Origin of the sequence: Actinopolymorpha sp. B11F2, assembly GCF_040195635.1 — a bacterium.
GTDB lineage: Bacteria > Actinomycetota > Actinomycetes > Propionibacteriales > Actinopolymorphaceae > Thermasporomyces.
On the sequence record NZ_JBEFTX010000010.1, the window covers coordinates 172,713 to 188,240 of the forward strand.

The window sequence follows — 15,528 nt, forward strand, 5'->3', positions numbered from 1 at the left end:
CCAATTCGAACGTAGCGATCCAGCCTCGACCGTCAAGGGGTCACCACGCTCGCGAATGCGGGCAGTCCCGGCGGGCGGGCACGTGGATGGCGCAGGTCGGTGCGGCGTGGCCGTTGAGCTGGGCGCGGCGCTTCTCGCCGCCAGCCGAGCGGTTGCAGTGCTCGTGCGAGAACCCACTGGGGCCGAGGTAGCCGCCGTCCTCGGCGTGGTCGAGTTCCAATCGCTGGCCGCGCGCCATGACCTCGCCGCAGCGGGCGCACGGCTGGCCGTAGGCGCTCTCCAGCGTCGCCGCACGGATCCGACGGTGCTCTGGGCCGTACTTGCCGCTTCTGCACGCTCTACAGCGCTTTGAGGGCCTTCCCACGACCTGGTGGAAGGCGGCGCCGCAGCGTTCGCAGGTGGAGAAGGGTGGCATGGGGTCAATGGTGGGGTAATCGGCTCGGGATCGGGGAAATCGGCTCGGGATCGCGGACTTATGCCGGGCATAGGTCCTCGATGACCCCCGCCGGGCGGGGGGTCACCGGTTCGGTCCATGATCAACTTTTCCAAATGATCACGAATAGAAATCTTCCGACAGGAGTCGGGAAGGCAAGATCATCATCGTGCGGCCGACCCCCTCCCGCCCCCCTGCCCCTCGACCTAACGTCGGTCAGGCCGAGGCCAGTGCGTCGGCCTGGCGGACGTACTCGACGAGACTCGACTCGACGCAGCATCGAAGGAAAGCGAAAACGATCTTTCACCAATCGCCGTGGTCATCGGCGGTCGGGATCCACCGCAACCGCTCGCCGTCGGCCTCCCGCGAACGCCTGACCGGCCGGCCGCGCCGACCGACACGTTCGATCCGACCCGCGCGACGCAATGCCCGCACCGCGCGCCGCACCGACTCACGCTGCGCGGCCGTCGCGGTCTCGCCGTACAGCAGATATGACACGTCGACCGCGAGCATGCCGGCGGGGTACTCCTTGCGAACCGCACGTTCAACGTCGCGCATGACTTTGCCAGGGCCACGAGACATGCCCCCCACGATAACCGCAGCGCAACGCTTAAGGGTTATGTGTTGTGCTGCGGACAGTGCGCCGCAACGCAACGCTTAAAGGCCTATGTGTTGTGCTGCGGACCCACTGCGCCGCAGCGCAACGCTTAAGGGTTTATGTGTTGCGTTGCGGACCACAGTTCACGTGCCGTCCGATGTTGGCGACCGCCGGGTCCAGGGGCTCGCCGCAGACCGAGCACGTGCTCATTCCAGGCGGGGTATCCGTCCGAAGCGTCCCGAACCGTCCAGACCCGTTCTGACCTGCGGTTTCGTCCGGACGCTTTGAATCGTCCGGACACTTTGAACCGTCCGGCGCGAAAACGTCCGGACACTTTGAACCGTCCGGCGATTTCAAACCGTCCGGACGTTTCTGCTGGTCAGACGTTGTTCCGGACGGTTCGGACGGTTTGGACACTAGGTACCGGCGGAATGCGTCCCTGAGGTCGTTCAGGTGGTATCCCCGCTGCGTTTTGGCGTCGTTGTGCCGGGGTCGGACGTCGAAATTGCCGAGCCGGCGGGCCAGTTTGTGTGGGCTGAAATCGAACTCACCCCACGGCGCGTCGTCGACCTTCCGCAGCTCGGTCAGGAGCACGTTGGTGGCGAGGAACGACACGTGGGGCATGGCGTCGAATGCGTCCCTGATGTCTTTCAGGAGACGCACCTCCTCGGTGAGCTGGCCATCGGCGTCGGCGGCCTCGGTGGCGATCGACTCTGCGGCCTCGCGGCCGAGCTTGGGCCAGTCGCCACCAGCGACGTCGGCGATCGCCAGGAGTGGCTCCCACGCGTCGGCGGCGCGGTCTTCGAGTTCGTCGGGGAGGTCCTCGACCGGCTCGGCGATCCTGTCGATGCGCTGACCCGCCCAGACCGCGATTCGGTCACGTAGGTCGTGGAGGACGGGCAGGTCGGTGCGGAGCCTGAACTTCGCGACCACCTCACCGGGCATCCTGCGACGCATCGTCAGGTTGATCGCCCGGTCTTCGATCGTGTCCGGCAACCTGCCGATGCCGGCGACCGCTGCCATCGCGTAGTTGCTGAACGGTGTCGGCACCTGCTGTGGGCCGACACAGCGCCAGGTGGGGGAGCCGCGCCGGAATCCGTTGTTCAACAGTGCGATGAGGTCGCGGTTGTCCTCGTCCTTCTTGCTGGAGCCGAAGAGTCGGTCGGCCTCGTCGAGGATGAGCGTCGGTGGCTGATCGCCGCCAGAGTCGATCATTCTGAACAGTGCGGCAATGGAGATGTTCGTCGTCGCCATCGGGGAGTGGGAGAGCGCTTCGATCACCTCCAGCAGCCGGCTCTTCCCGCACCGCTTCACCGGGGAGTGGATCGCCAGCCGAGTGGCATGCTCGAACGCCGTTACAGCATGGGTCGCGACGATCCACAACACGACCGCAGTGATTGCGTGGTCCGAGGGCAATACGACGTACTTGGTAACGACGACGCGCAGCTCGTCGAGCAGCGCCGCACCGTCGACCTTCTCCTCGGTTGCAGCGCCGATGGGGTCGACCTCGACATGGATGTCATCGTTGGTCATGCGCTCGGCACCTCCCACGAGACAGGGCCACCGAGGTGGTCGTCAGGGCGTGGGGTTCGTGCCAGCTCGCGGAGTCGACCCACGGCGCGGGCGACCTCCCACGATGTCGTGGAGCGGTGCCCAGCGGCCCGGACAGCGACCGCGTAGGCGCGTGCCCGTGCGGATGCCCACTGCTCGTCGAGGATGAGGTCGGCGGCGGCGTCGAGCGCTTCGACGGCGAGGCTTTCGGCAATCACGACAGGGACGTCGGGGCGTAGCTCGACGATGAGGTCGGTGAATGGCTTCGTCATGCCGACCTCCCCGACGGTGCCAGGAGGTAGGACTTCGACGTGACCGGGCACGACCGCTCCGCCAGCCCACCGAACAGTCGAGCAGGGTCGGCGGCGCGGTGAGTGTGCAATCGCGAGCAGAACGGGCAGCGCGTGACGACCGCGACCCACATCCGACGACGACGACACGGCGCACCGGTCAGACACACCGCGACGTCGGTGCTGACGGACTGGCCTAGACTTGTATTCGCGGTTGTGGAGTAGTCATTCGGGCGGTCGACCTTCTCGGGAAGGGTCGGCCGCTCGCTTTTTGTCGTCATCCCGCTGCCACCCCCGCATCGGAGGTAGGGCGCACACGGAGCAGGGCGGCGAGCTTCTCGGCCTCTGCGTCGGTGATGCCGGGTGCGGTGTCGATGATGCTGCGTAGATACGCCTCGGCCTTCGCGGCGTTCAGCTCGCGCTGCAGGTCGGTGACGTCGGCGTTGGGGTTCTGGCGCCTACGGCCAGCGATGCGCTGGCGGACGTGTTGCGCCGGACTGAATTCGGACACACGGGTCTCCTGAGCTAACTCAGGAGGACCCCCAGGTGCCGGTCATGCATACGCCTGCTCGCCTGGCTGGCGAGGCTCGACTTGTCCTCAGATCGCCTTAGCACGAAAAGTGCGCCTCGTTTTCGAGGGGCGAGACCGTGCGAAAAGCCTAGTGCGCTGGCTCGCTTCGCTTCGCGGTCACACGCAAGGAAACCGGCACCGGGTGACCAGGTTTCTCCGATCTGAGAACCCACAGTGGGCCGTGGTGACCCTCTGACAACACCGTGCGGACCACCTCGCGCTTCGCCGCCATCGGCATCGCCTTCCAGGTGCGACGGAGGTTGCCGGTGCCCAGGATGCCGGCCAGCCCGCTCGGCGTCGCCAGCTCGGTCTCACGGGCCTCGGCCTCGGCGATCCGGGCCAGCATGCCGGGCTCGACCGCTGCCAGCGCCTGAGCCGACAGCCGACCGGCGCTCACCTCGCGGTAGAACTCCTCCAGCGCCCGCCGGGCCTCGGCGAGTTCGTCACGCACCCGGTCCAGCTCCGGACCGGTCGTCTCGGACTTGCGGAGCTTCTCGGCAATGTCGTCGCGGGAGAGGTAGCCCAGCACCTGCTTGGTCACCAGGGCGTCCAGCTCGTCGGCGTCGATGCGGACGTGCCCACCGTTGCGGCAGACGTACTGCCGGACGCCCTTGCGGTCTTCGCGGTACCGCGCGGTCAAGGGGCCGTCGCACACGTCGCAGGAGACCAACATGCTCAGCAGGTGCACGCCACGGCCTGGACGCGACGTACGGCGTTCTGGCGCGGTCAGCCTGGCCTCCACACGGTCGAAGGTCTGCCGGTCCACCAGCGGCGGCCACACGGCCTGCGAGCGGGTCGCCTTGGCCGGGGTCGCACCGGACCGGGTGAGCGGTTTGGCGTTCACCGGCAGGTGTGTCCGTACGCCGACGTACCGCTCGTTCAGCGCCATCGACCGCAGTTGCTTCGAACTCATCACCACACCGGTCCGACCCCGGATGCCATCGGCCTCGAAGCCCTTGGCGATCGACCGCAGCGAATGCCCCGCGTCCAGCCGGGCGTACAGCGTCGCGATCACCTTGGCCTCGGCCGGCTCGGCCTCCTGGCGGACGAACCGGCGGGTCGCGGGGTCGTAGATCCGGCGGTACCCGTACGGCACCTGACCATTGGGCTTTCCAGCGGCGGCCAGGGCGGCCTGAGTCCGGCGGGTCCGGGCCGAGGTCTTCCCGCTCTCGTACTCAGAGTCCACCGCGTCTTCCATCAGCGTCCGGCGGTCGCGGGAGTTCGCGGGGTCGTAGAGCCGGCCGTGCGTGGTCACGAAGACCTTCACACCGGCGTCTTCGAGCAGGTCGACCAACGTCGCCCACTCACCGACCCGGCGGGATCCACGGGAGGACTCCCACAAGATCAGCACCTCGGCGCGGAACCGGCCGTGCTGCAGGTCGACGAGCAGCTCGTCGAAGTGCTTGCGGGCCTTCTTGGTGTAGCGGGAGGCGCTCACGTTGGGATCGGCATACGGCGTGCCGAGCTTCCAGCCCTGGGCCGTCGCGGCGCGGGCGTTCTCTTCGTGCTGCTCGTCGACCGAGCGGGCATGCCCGGAACGGTCACGGCTGACCCGCTGGTACTCGCGGGCGGTTGCGGTGGTCACCATGGGGGCCACTCTACCCACTAACGGACCGAGGAGAACGGTGTACTCCTCTGCGGCCACCACCACCGCCTCATCCACCAAGGCGCCTGGCAAGTCCGGATAGCAGACGACGGCCTACCCGAATTCACCCCACCCGACTGGATCAGCAAAACCCGAGAACCCATCCGCAACACCAGACTGCGCACGTGATCGGGATAATCGACCAACGTGAGCGAACCCATGATCCGCGTGGCGACGACCGGCGACGTTCACACCTTGGCAAGGCTACGCCGGGCAGACACGATCGAACGCCGGGGCGTCACTCCAGACTCTGACCCCGACTTCGAAGCCAGGTTCGCGCACTGGATGACCGCGACCGACCACTGCAGCATCAGCTGGCTCGCTGAGGCCGACAGCCAACCGGTCGGGATGCTGCAGATGTTCGTTCACGCTCGCATGCCCATGCCCGACCGCGATCCCGGCGGTTGGGCGTACATCGGTGTGCTCTTCGTACGACCAGACCATCGGGGTGCCGGCCTCGGCCGGCGACTCCTGGATGCGGCCTTGACGTACGCCGAGGAGCAAGGGCTCTCGCGCGTCCTGCTCCATCCCACGGAGCGCGCCATGCCGTTCTACCGCAGAGCCGGACTCGAATCCGCCGACCGCTACCTCGTGTGGACCGCAGCCCAGCAGCCCGGGCAGTCCGGCAACCCGTAGCCCGGCAGTCGGGCCCTCCCGTCGCGTGCCGGGCGCGCGGATCACACCTCATAGCGGCGACTCAGCGGAACGAATCGATACCGCGCAGCGCGATGCGGGCGGCCGTGCTTACCGCGGCGAAGCTCTCCTCCCGCGAGTCTCCGCGCTCGATGCTGGCCAGCACGGCGGCCTGGCCCGCGCCCACGACGGAACCCACGATCGCGGCCGCGGTGACCTCGTCCAGCCGAGTCGGGTACGCCGCGGCGAGCGCTTCCGCCAACTGCCGCTGCATGGCGAAGATCAGGTGCAGCGCCTTCGCCTGCAGGGCCGGCGCAGTCATCAGCACGCTCGCCCGCACCGGCAACAGGTCGGGTGCCACGTCGCTGTCGCGGGACTTGACCAGCTCCAGGACGCTTTCGACCACCCGCAGCAGCACCTCGTCGAGGGGGTCGGACGGAGCCCGGTCGGCGACGACCTGGAGAGCGACGTCCATCCGCTGGCTCGCGTCGGCGAAGACGACGTCCTCCTTGCTGGGGAAGTAGTTGAAGAACGTCTTCGTCGACACCTCGGCGGCGGCCGCGATCTCGGCCACGGTCGTCTGCTCGTAGCCCTTCTCTGCGAACAGCCGGAGCGCGGTGGCGACCAGCGCCTGCCGGGTGCGCTGTTTCTTGCGTTCGCGGAGCCCCTGACTCTGGATCACAGCCGCCAGATTACACCAAGCCACGTTTTACATCGGTTGTAATAATTCTCGCGATGGTGTTTGCTGGAAAGAGAGTCGAACCACGCTCGACCCCGCCCCACGGAGGGAGCCCACGATGGCGGAGTCCACGTCCCAGACCTCGGTGGTGCCGGAGCTGCCCACCGTCCGCAACCGCCCGCTCGACCCGCCTGAGGAGCTCGCCACCCTCCGCGGCCATCGGCCGATCTGCCGCCTGAGGTTCCCCGACGGCCACCTGGGTTGGCTCGTCACCAGCTACACCCTCGCCCGCGAGGTGCTGGCGGACCGACGCTTCAGCCGCCGCCGCGACCTGCTGCGCAGTCCGGTGCCGATGGGGCTCGCGCGCGACGATCACCGGCCGGCCGAGCCAGGTTTCTTCATCGGCATGGACCCGCCGGACCACACGCGCTACCGCCGGCACCTCACCGGCCAGTTCACCGTACGAAAGATGAAGGAACTGGAGCCGCGGATCGCCGAGATCACCGCCGAGCACCTCGACGCCATGGAGCGGCACGGGTCGCCGGTCGACCTGGTGCAGGCGTTCGCCCTGCCGATCCCGTCACTGGTGATCTGCGAACTGCTCGGCGTCCCCTATGACGACCGCGACCAGTTCCAGCAGGACACCAGGCTGATGCTCAGGCTCGACACGACCCCGGAGGAAGCCGGCGGCGCCCTCGTGTCGCTGCAGACGTTCCTGCATGAACTGGTCGTCCACAAGCGTGGCGAGCCCGGCGACGACCTGCTGAGCGGACTGATCAGCGCCGGAGACCTCACCGATGAGGAACTCACCAACATCGCCGTCCTCCTGCTCGTCGCCGGTCACGAGACCACCGCGAACATGCTCGGGATCGGCACCTACACACTGCTGAAGAATCCCGACCAGCTGGCGGCCCTCCACGCAGATCCGACACTGATCGAATCCGCCGTCGAGGAGCTCCTTCGGTTCCTGACGATCGTCCACATCGGCCCGCCACGAACCGCTCTGGAGAACGTCGAGATCGGCGGCGAACTGGTCAGGGCCGGCGAATCGATCGCACTCTCGCTGTCCGCCGCCAACCGCGACCCCGAACGCTTCGACCATCCCGACGTCCTCGACATCGCCAGGCCAGCGGCGGGGCACGGTCACCTCACGTTCGGCCACGGCATCCACCAGTGCCTGGGACAGCAGCTCGCCCGGATCGAGATGCGGATCGCCTACGCCGCGCTCTTCCAGAGATTCCCGACCCTGCGTGTCGCGATCCCTGACGAGGAGGTACGCATGCGAACGAACATGGCAATCTACGGTGTGCACAGCCTCCCCGTGACCTGGTAGATCAGCCTGGTAGATCAGGAGGTGTGACGATGCGGATCGTCGTCGACCGGGAGCGGTGCGCAAGTGCCGGCATGTGTGCGCTCACCGTGCCCGACGTCTTCGATCAGGACGAAGAGGACGGCCGGGTCATCCTCCTCATGCCCGAACCGCCCGCCATTCACGAGGACGCGGCGCGCCGTGCGGTTGCGCTGTGCCCGTCCGGCGCCATCACGATCGCCGCCGGGGACGACGGCAGCGACAGCGACGGCGGCGGCGACGACAGCGGCGGCAGCGACGACGGCAGTTGAGGCAGCTCTCCCAGGCCAACGCCGGTTCCGACGATGGCCCACGCCCAGGTTCCTCTGCTGCCGCGTCCACGTCGGGGCCTCACGTTAGGGTCGCATCGTGCCACCGCCGCGAAAGCCACGCCCGCCGACGAAACCGCGGATGGCGTCGCCGCCGGTCGCGGCGGACCTCGCCCTTCACGACATTGCCGATGACGCCCATCTGCAAGGTCTCGCGTTCACCGGGGTACGCATGCCAGACCGCGACGCCCGACTGGTCGACGTCGAGGAGTGCGAGTTCACCCAGGCGGATCTGAGCGGATGCACGCTGGCCAAGGCGACCTTCGCCGACTGCCGGTTCGTGAGCTCCAACCTGGCGAACCTCGGCGCCACGAGTTCGTCACTGATCCGGTGCGAGCTACGAGGGCTGCGTACGACCGGATTCCGCTGGATCGACGGAACCCTCCGCGACGTGGTGTTCAGCGAGTGCAGACTGGATCTGACGGCGTTCCGGTTCACGTCCCTCATGAACGTGCGGTTCGTCGGGTGCAACCTCAGGCAGACCGACTTCACCAACGCCGACGTGCGCGGCGCGGCTTTCATCGACTGCGACCTCACCGCGGCGCAGTTCAGTCACGCTGACATGCGCGGCACCCGCCTGCAGAACTGCGTTCTGGACGGCATCAGCAGCGTGACGAGCCTCCGCGGCGCGGTGATCGACCCGCAGGACCTGATCGCCCTGACGTACGCCCTCGCGAACGCGCTCGGCATCGTCATCGAGACACCCGACGACCACCGCCGCGGCGCTCACGACTCCTGACCCGGCCCCAGCCGCCGGCGGAAGGCGGCGTACGCCCGGCGGGGTCCGGCCCTCGCCGCCGCCTGGCCGAGGAAGGCGTCCAGCACTCCGTCGCCGACCCGCACCTGTCCCTGTGGACGCGTCTCGCCCGGAACCGTGGTGACGCGTTCGGCCTTGCCCGCAAGCTCCTCCGCTTCCGCGAACGACCGCCTCGCGGTCTCACCGTCGCCGTCAACCCTGGCCTGCAGGCCGTCGAGAGTACGGACGAACGCCTCCCCCCACAGGTCGAGCGCGTCGAGCCAGGGTGCGCAGTCCTCGACGAACGCACGATCCGCGACACCTGCCCTGATCCGCTCCGGCGCGTCGGCGAGCAGGAGGGCGTACGGGCGGAGTTCGCCGATGGCGGCCGCCTTCGCCTCCCTTGCCGCCTTCGCGTTGACCTTCGCGTTGACCTTCGCCTTGGCGTCACCGGACAGCGAGGCCTGCTTGTCAGCACGGGCCCATGCAGCGCGGAACCGCGCCAACCGCCGGGAGAGCTCCGGTGCCTGCGGTTGCCACAACTCCTCGCCGAACGTGGGAATCAGGTGCTCGACATCGAAGAACGCCACCAGGGCGGCGGTCGTCGCTTCGTCACCTCCGGCGAGCTGCGCCGCCGCGTGGCGTGCGGTCGCTGCCGCGTCGTAATCCCGGTCGTGCCAGGTGAAGTCGGCGCCGCCTGTCAAGGCGACCTTGCTCGCCGCCGCCTGGTTCATCGGGTTGAGGACGATGCCGGAAAGCTGGCGATGCAGGCCGGGCTCGCGGTTGGAGTACGGCGCGAGGAAGAGCCGGCCGACTGAACGGTCGTAGTCGTTCACCGGGTAGTTGTCCCAGACGAAGACCTTGCGCCCCCAGAGGGCCGCTGCTCGACCGGCCTCGGCGACGGTGATGTGGGGTGGCACCACGGCCGTGCCGGTCCACATCACCTCCACCCTCCGGTCGAGGTCCTGCCGGATCGTCTCCTTGTAAGGCGTTTCGGCGAGATCTCCGTACTCTGTCGGCACCGTCTGCAGCGGATGCGTGCCGGCGTGGGAGTCAAGAAAGCCTTGCTGGACAGCGTTGAGCAGGTCGACCTGCGCCCGTGCCGCGGACTGGGCCGACGGTTCGCCATAGCGATCCCCGTCTCGTGCGCAGTTCCACCTTGTGTAGTCGATGTCGTCGAGCGGAATGGAGAACGTGCGTACGCCAAGGTCGTACACCGCCTGCAGCTTCGCCTCCAACGCCCGCCGGTCGCCCGGATCGCTGTAACAGATCGACACGCCCGGCGACAGCGCGAAGGTGAATCGCACGTGGTGAGACCGGGCCTGGTCGACGAGCTCGCCCAGCTCGGCGAGCTTGGCCGCCGGGTAGGACTCGCGCCATCTGCCACGGTGGTAGGGATCATCTTTCGGCGCATAGATGTAGGTGTTGAGCTTCAGCTGGCCGTAGAACGCCAACTGGTCCATGCGTTCGGCATGAGTCCATGGACTGCCGTAGAAACCCTCGATGGCACCGCGCAGGCGCATCAAGGGATAGTCGACGACCGTTGCGGTACGAATCGACTGGCGTCCCGCGAGCTGTCGCAGCGTCTGCACGGCGTAGTAGGTACCGGCGGAGTCCACGCCGGCCAACACCACGGTGTCGCCACCGGGCGATGCGCGGCTGGCCAGGACATAACCCTCGGCGGGGAGATCCGCCGGCACCCGTCCGCCCGCCGTACGCAGAGCCGACACCACCCGGTCATCCCCCAGCGCACCGATGGTCACTGTCAAGGCCGCCTTGCGTACGGCCTGGCGCCCGAGGGTCACCACGTCGACTCCCCGCGCTCCCGCGGATTCGAGGACCTGGACCAGCAGGGCGGTGCTCGCCCGGTCCACGGCTGGACCGGCGAGGACCTGGACGTCCTGCGGCACCGGAATGCTGCCGTCCCCGAGCTCCAGCCGTTGCGGGCGGGGTAAGACCGGGAGTTCCGCGCCATCGGGAGGTTCTTGGCCGCCCCCTTGCTTGCCGCCCTGCTTGCCGTCACCTTGCATGCCGCTGGCCGCCTCCGGCAGGTCTCCCGTCACGGCGCTGTCGGCTCCGACGCCCAACGGGCCGCCAGCCCCCAGAAGCCCCAGCAACGCCAGCCCGACCAGAGCAAGACGCCACCGTCGGCGACCTGGACCTACCTGCACAAACCGCCTCCACGACCCGAGACCATGAGCACCCGCATCGGTCGAGAGTACGCGGTCCGCTCGGTACGCCCTGCCTACCCGGCCGGCGCGGGGCGTGCGGACGAGCAGCGAGACCGCGGGCGTGCCCGTGGTTGCTGACGGCCGGTCAGTCGACCATCTGCGGCTGGTTGGGACGGTTGAAGCGACCGGTTCCGCCCTGCTGCCACGGGAGCGGCCCGGAGAGCGGGCGATAGTTCACACCCAGCGCGTCGAGCCGGTGCAGATGATCGTCGAGCCGCTCCAGGAACTCTTCGTACGGCCGGTCACGGCGCGACCGCCACACCGCCTCGGCGAACGCACACGCCCGCGGAAAGGCCATGTACTCCACCTGTGGCCCGGCGGGCAAGAAGCCGGTCCAGAGCTGGACCTGCGCTCCGAGTACGTGGGAGGCCTCGATATCGGACAGCCCTGCCGGGACGGGCTCGTAGGCGTACACCGCCTCGAGGGGAACGTGGCCGCCGATCGCCAGCGGTTCTTCAGGGCTCTCGGACTGGTAGTAGTCGAGGTAGGTCGGCGAGGTCGGCGCCATCACCACGTCATGACCGGCCCGTGCGGCCGTGATGCCACCCTCCTCACCGCGCCACGACATCACGGTCGCCCCCGGTGCGAGACCACCTTCTCCGATCTCGTCCCAGCCGACCAGCCGCCGACCCCTGGCGCTGAGCCACGAGTCCATCTGGGTGATGAACCAGCTCTGCAACTCGTCCTCGTCGGCGAGGCCGAGCTCACGCATCCGCAGCTGTGCGCGTGGGCTGTTCCGCCACGGTTCCTTGGGGCATTCGTCGCCACCGATGTGGATGAACGTACTGGGAAAGATCTCCAGCACTTCCTCCAGGACGTTCTGGAAGAACTCCAGCGTGCCGTCCTCCACATTGAGGACGTCATCGTGATCGGGCGGGATCGACGACCGTGGCGGCGCGTCGGGGTGGTGGCCGAGCTCCGGATAAGCCGTGATCGCCGCGCCCGTGTGCGCCGGCATCTCGATCTCGGGTACGACGGTGATGAAGCGCTGCCCTGCGTACGCGACGATCTCGGCCAGATCGGCCTGGGTGTAGAAGCCGCCGTGGGGAGTTCCGTCACCACGCTCCTCCCACCACCAGCGGGTCTCCTCCCGCCACGCGCCGGCCTGCGTCAACCGCGGATAGCGTTTCGACTCGATCCGCCATCCGTCGTCGTCGGTGAGGTGGAGCTGGAGAACATTCAGTTTGTGCAACGCCAACAGGTCGATCAACCTGAAGAGAAAGTCCTTGGGCATGAAGTACCGCGCGACGTCGAGCAGGCAGCCACGCCAGCTGTGGGCCGGCCGATCCTCGATCCGGCAGCAGGGAACCGACCATGCCGGCCTTGACGCGTGGGCGGCCCGGTAGACCTCGGGCGGCAGGAGTTGCTTCAGGGTCTGGATCGCGTAGAAGACCCCCGCCGGCGCGCCTCCGCGGACCCGCACCAGATCTGGTGTCACGTCGAGGTGGTAGCCCTCCGCGGGAAGCGAGGTGTCGATCTCGAGGATCATCCGCCGTGGCACACCGCCACCGCCGGCGGTCCTGTACCCCGCACCGCCTGCCGCCGTCCAGCGCGGACCGGATCCCTGGAATTCGCGGGCGAGGATGTCCCGCAGCTCGGGTGGGGCGTCGAGCACCACCTCATCATCGAGAACGAACGACCCCTCGTGCTCCGCGTACGACATCGGCCATGGAATCACGACGTCATCTCCTTGAGGTCAGGACTCGATGAAGTACCTCTGCGTCCCTCGCACCATCTCGACCATGCCGGTGCTCATCGGAAAGTACCATCAACAGCGGGATCCTTCGTCGGGCCCGGGAGTGCGGGCGCCCTCCGGGCGGTCCAGAATGAACGGGACCTCGACGCGAAGGCGGATGGTGTGACTGAAGCAGTCCCGGACACGACGGCGCAGGCAGTACAGACGGCGCAGGCAGTGCAGACGGCGCAGACAAAGCTGACCGTGCAGGAACGGATCGCCGGCGAACTCGGCGTACGCGGTGGTCAGGTCAGGGCAGCGATCGAGTTGCTCGACGGTGGAGCGACCGTGCCGTTCATCGCGCGCTACCGCAAGGAGGTGACCGGCGCGCTCGACGACACACAGCTGCGGACCCTCGAGGAGCGCCTGCGCTACCTGCGCGAGTTGGAGGAACGCCGCGCCGCGATTCTCGAGTCGATCCGTACGCAAGGCAAGCTTGACGACGCGCTCGAGGCGCAGATCATGGGGGCCGACACCAAGGCCCGCCTGGAGGACATCTACCTTCCGTACAAGCCGAAACGGCGGACGAAGGCGCAGATCGCCCGCGAAGCCGGCCTCGAGCCGCTGGCCGACACGCTGCTCGCCGACCCGACCCGCGACCCGCACCAGGAGGCGGCGGCGTTCGTCGACGCCGACCTAGGCGTCGCTGACGTCGCCGCGGCCCTCGACGGCGCTCGCGCGATCCTGATCGAACGTTTCGGTGAAAACGCCGACCTGATCGGTGAGCTGCGCGAACTCGTCTGGTCGCGCGGCCGGCTTGTTTCACGCGTGCGCGACGGAAAGGAGGAGGCCGGTGCGAAGTTCGCTGACTACTTCGACTTCGCCGAGGCACTGAGTGCCCTGCCGTCGCACCGGATTCTCGCGGTGTTCCGCGGCGAGAAGGAGGAGGTTCTCGACGTTGCGCTCGAGGCCGGTGACCCCGCCGACGCCGACGCTCCAGTCGACGCGGAATGGCGGATCGCCGACCGCCACGGCCTCTCCGACTCCCTCGCCGCGGTGGCGGACCCCAGCGCCCAACGGACGGTCCGTCCAGGTGACCGGTGGCTGGCCGACACGGTGCGGTGGGCCTGGCGTACGCGCATCTTCGTCCACCTCACCATCGATCTGCGGATGCGGCTGCGTCAGGTCGCCGAGGACGAAGCGGTCCGGGTCTTCGCCGCCAACCTGCGCGACCTGCTGCTCGCCGCACCCGCCGGCACGCGGGTGACGATGGGTCTCGACCCGGGATTCCGTACCGGCGTCAAGGTCGCGGTCGTCGACGCCACGGGCAAGGTGGTCGCGACGGACACCATCTATCCGCACGTTCCGCAGCGCAGGTGGGACGAGTCGATCGCCACGCTCGCCCGACTCGCCGCCCAGCACAAGGTCGACCTCATCGCGATCGGCAACGGCACCGCCTCGCGTGAGACCGACAAGCTCGCCGCCGACCTGATCAGGAGACATCCCGACCTGAGCCTCACCAAGATCGTCGTGTCCGAGGCCGGTGCGTCGGTGTATTCGGCCTCGGCGTACGCCTCGAAGGAGCTGCCCGGCCTCGATGTCTCCCTGCGCGGTGCGGTCTCCATCGCCCGACGGCTGCAGGACCCGCTCGCGGAGCTGGTGAAGATCGATCCGAAGTCGATCGGCGTCGGGCAGTACCAACACGACCTCGCCGAGGCCAAGCTCTCCCGGTCCCTCGACGCGGTAGTGGAGGACTGCGTCAACGCGGTGGGCGTCGACGTCAACACCGCCTCCGCGCCCTTGCTGACAAGGGTTTCCGGCATCACCGAGACACTTGCCGGCAACATCGTGGCGCACCGGGACGACAAGGGACCGTTCCGGTCGCGACGCGCGCTGACGCAGGTGCCCAGGCTCGGACCGAAGGCGTTCGAACAGTGCGCGGGATTCCTCCGCATTCCCGACGGTGACGACCCGCTCGACGCCTCCAGCGTGCACCCAGAGGCCTATCCGGTCGTACGCCGGATCCTGAAGGCGACGGGCGGCAACCTGCGCGAGCTGATCGGCAACACCGCGGTCCTACGCCAGATCCGGCCGACGGAGTACGTCGACGACACGTTCGGCCTTCCGACGGTCACCGACATCCTTGCGGAGCTGGAGAAACCGGGCCGCGACCCGCGTCCGGCGTTCACGACCGCGACGTTCGCCGACGGTGTGGAGGAGATCGCCGACCTCCAGCGTGGCATGGTCCTCGAAGGGGTCGTCACCAATGTGGCGGCCTTCGGTGCGTTCGTGGATGTCGGTGTGCACCAGGACGGGCTCGTGCACGTGTCGGCGATGGCGAAGACCTTCGTCAGTGACCCGCGCGAGGTCGTGAAGTCCGGCGATGTCGTTCGGGTCAAGGTGATGGACGTCGACATTCCCCGCAAACGCATCTCCCTCAGCCTGCGCCTCGACGACGAGCCGGCGGGTACGACCGCACCGGACCGGAAGCCCGACCAACGTCGGAGTCCCGGCGGCGGGGGCAAGCCGGGCGAGCGCAGCAAGCCGGGCGAGCGCAGCAAGCCGGGCGAGCGCAGCAAGCCGGGCGAGCGCAGCAAGCCGGGCGAGCGCAGCAAGCCGGGCGAGCGCAGCAAGCCTGGACCACGCACGGGCGGTGCACCGCGCCAGGGGAACCGCCAGGGCGCGGCCGGCGGTGGCCGACCGGAGAACGACGCCATGGCCGACGCACTCCGGCGCGCAGGCCTGCTCGGCGACGGCAACCGTGACAAGCAAGGCGGCAGGTGACGCGGGCGGGGCGCTTCGTTTCCAC

General features: G+C 68.2%; 14 protein-coding genes. 5 read left to right on the forward strand and 9 right to left on the reverse strand.

Features of this window, described 5'->3' with window-relative positions; translation table 11 throughout:
• Window positions 1–40 precede the first annotated feature (40 nt).
• The 6 genes from ABN034_RS19350 to ABN034_RS19375 all read right to left on the reverse strand — a co-directional run bounded on the left by ABN034_RS19350 (window position 41) and on the right by ABN034_RS19375 (window position 5,031).
• Window positions 41–415 (reverse strand): hypothetical protein, encoded by a 375-nt coding sequence (locus ABN034_RS19350; RefSeq protein ID WP_349692388.1) that lies wholly within the window; start codon window positions 413–415, stop codon window positions 41–43.
• 321 nt (window positions 416–736) lie between these two features.
• Window positions 737–1,015, reverse strand: a complete 279-nt coding sequence (locus ABN034_RS19355) for a hypothetical protein (protein ID WP_349692389.1) — start codon at window positions 1,013–1,015, stop codon at window positions 737–739.
• A 133-nt stretch (window positions 1,016–1,148) separates the two neighbouring features.
• The gene (locus ABN034_RS19360; protein WP_349692390.1) at window positions 1,149–2,564 is read right to left on the reverse strand and encodes a DUF3631 domain-containing protein; all 1,416 of its coding nucleotides are present in this window, start codon (window positions 2,562–2,564) and stop codon (window positions 1,149–1,151) included.
• A complete protein-coding gene (locus ABN034_RS19365) occupies window positions 2,561–2,854 on the reverse strand; it encodes a hypothetical protein (protein WP_349692391.1) in 294 nt (97 codons plus the stop codon). The genes ABN034_RS19360 and ABN034_RS19365 overlap by 4 nt, the downstream gene beginning before the upstream one ends.
• A 295-nt stretch (window positions 2,855–3,149) precedes the next feature.
• Window positions 3,150–3,383: a hypothetical protein gene (locus ABN034_RS19370; protein ID WP_349692392.1), complete on the reverse strand. Its 234-nt coding sequence runs from the start codon at window positions 3,381–3,383 to the stop codon at window positions 3,150–3,152.
• A gap of 148 nt (window positions 3,384–3,531) precedes the next feature.
• A complete protein-coding gene (locus tag ABN034_RS19375) occupies window positions 3,532–5,031 on the reverse strand; it encodes a recombinase family protein (RefSeq protein ID WP_349692393.1) in 1,500 nt (499 codons plus the stop codon).
• A gap of 204 nt (window positions 5,032–5,235) precedes the next feature.
• On the opposite strand from ABN034_RS19375, the gene ABN034_RS19380 reads away from it, so the two are divergent.
• Entirely contained in the window at window positions 5,236–5,724 is a 489-nt protein-coding gene (locus tag ABN034_RS19380) for a GNAT family N-acetyltransferase (RefSeq protein ID WP_349692394.1), read from the forward strand.
• 61 nt (window positions 5,725–5,785) lie between these two features.
• Here ABN034_RS19380 and ABN034_RS19385 read toward each other — a convergent pair whose 3' ends face one another.
• On the reverse strand, window positions 5,786–6,403 hold the full coding sequence (locus tag ABN034_RS19385) for a TetR/AcrR family transcriptional regulator (RefSeq protein WP_349692395.1): 618 nt from the start codon (window positions 6,401–6,403) through the stop codon (window positions 5,786–5,788).
• 115 nt (window positions 6,404–6,518) lie between these two features.
• Here ABN034_RS19385 and ABN034_RS19390 point away from each other — a divergent pair, with 115 nt between their 5' ends.
• From ABN034_RS19390 to ABN034_RS19400, 3 genes are all read left to right on the forward strand, one after another.
• Window positions 6,519–7,733, forward strand: a complete 1,215-nt coding sequence (locus ABN034_RS19390; RefSeq protein ID WP_349692396.1) for a cytochrome P450 — start codon at window positions 6,519–6,521, stop codon at window positions 7,731–7,733.
• 29 nt (window positions 7,734–7,762) lie between these two features.
• Window positions 7,763–8,020 carry a ferredoxin gene (locus ABN034_RS19395; RefSeq protein ID WP_349692397.1) on the forward strand — a complete coding sequence of 86 codons (258 nt, stop codon included), beginning with the start codon at window positions 7,763–7,765 and terminating at the stop codon, window positions 8,018–8,020.
• A 97-nt stretch (window positions 8,021–8,117) separates the two neighbouring features.
• A complete protein-coding gene (locus ABN034_RS19400; protein ID WP_349692398.1) occupies window positions 8,118–8,816 on the forward strand; it encodes a pentapeptide repeat-containing protein in 699 nt (232 codons plus the stop codon).
• Here ABN034_RS19400 and ABN034_RS19405 read toward each other — a convergent pair.
• Window positions 8,804–10,984: a glycoside hydrolase family 84 protein gene (locus ABN034_RS19405; RefSeq protein ID WP_349692399.1), complete on the reverse strand. Its 2,181-nt coding sequence runs from the start codon at window positions 10,982–10,984 to the stop codon at window positions 8,804–8,806. The two genes, ABN034_RS19400 and ABN034_RS19405, sit on opposite strands and share 13 nt — an antisense overlap.
• Window positions 10,985–11,129: 145 nt before the next feature.
• The gene (locus ABN034_RS19410; protein WP_349692400.1) at window positions 11,130–12,722 is read right to left on the reverse strand and encodes a beta-N-acetylhexosaminidase; all 1,593 of its coding nucleotides are present in this window, start codon (window positions 12,720–12,722) and stop codon (window positions 11,130–11,132) included.
• Between the two features lie 180 nt (window positions 12,723–12,902).
• Between ABN034_RS19410 and ABN034_RS19415 the strand changes: the two genes are divergently transcribed.
• Window positions 12,903–15,503: a Tex family protein gene (locus ABN034_RS19415; RefSeq protein ID WP_349692401.1), complete on the forward strand. Its 2,601-nt coding sequence runs from the start codon at window positions 12,903–12,905 to the stop codon at window positions 15,501–15,503.
• Window positions 15,504–15,528 lie beyond the last annotated feature (25 nt).

Bases quoted from the DNA above. Each gene is read 5' to 3' on its own strand.
- ABN034_RS19390 (WP_349692396.1), top strand. From the start codon at position 6,519: ATGGCGGAGTCCACGTCCCAGACCTCGGTGGTGCCGGAGCTGCCCACC.
- ABN034_RS19355 (WP_349692389.1), bottom strand. From the start codon at position 1,015: ATGTCTCGTGGCCCTGGCAAAGTCATGCGCGACGTTGAACGTGCGGTT.
- ABN034_RS19350 (WP_349692388.1), bottom strand. From the start codon at position 415: ATGCCACCCTTCTCCACCTGCGAACGCTGCGGCGCCGCCTTCCACCAG.
- ABN034_RS19395 (WP_349692397.1), top strand. From the start codon at position 7,763: ATGCGGATCGTCGTCGACCGGGAGCGGTGCGCAAGTGCCGGCATGTGT.
- ABN034_RS19365 (WP_349692391.1), bottom strand. From the start codon at position 2,854: ATGACGAAGCCATTCACCGACCTCATCGTCGAGCTACGCCCCGACGTC.
- ABN034_RS19360 (WP_349692390.1), bottom strand. From the start codon at position 2,564: ATGACCAACGATGACATCCATGTCGAGGTCGACCCCATCGGCGCTGCA.
- ABN034_RS19375 (WP_349692393.1), bottom strand. From the start codon at position 5,031: ATGGTGACCACCGCAACCGCCCGCGAGTACCAGCGGGTCAGCCGTGAC.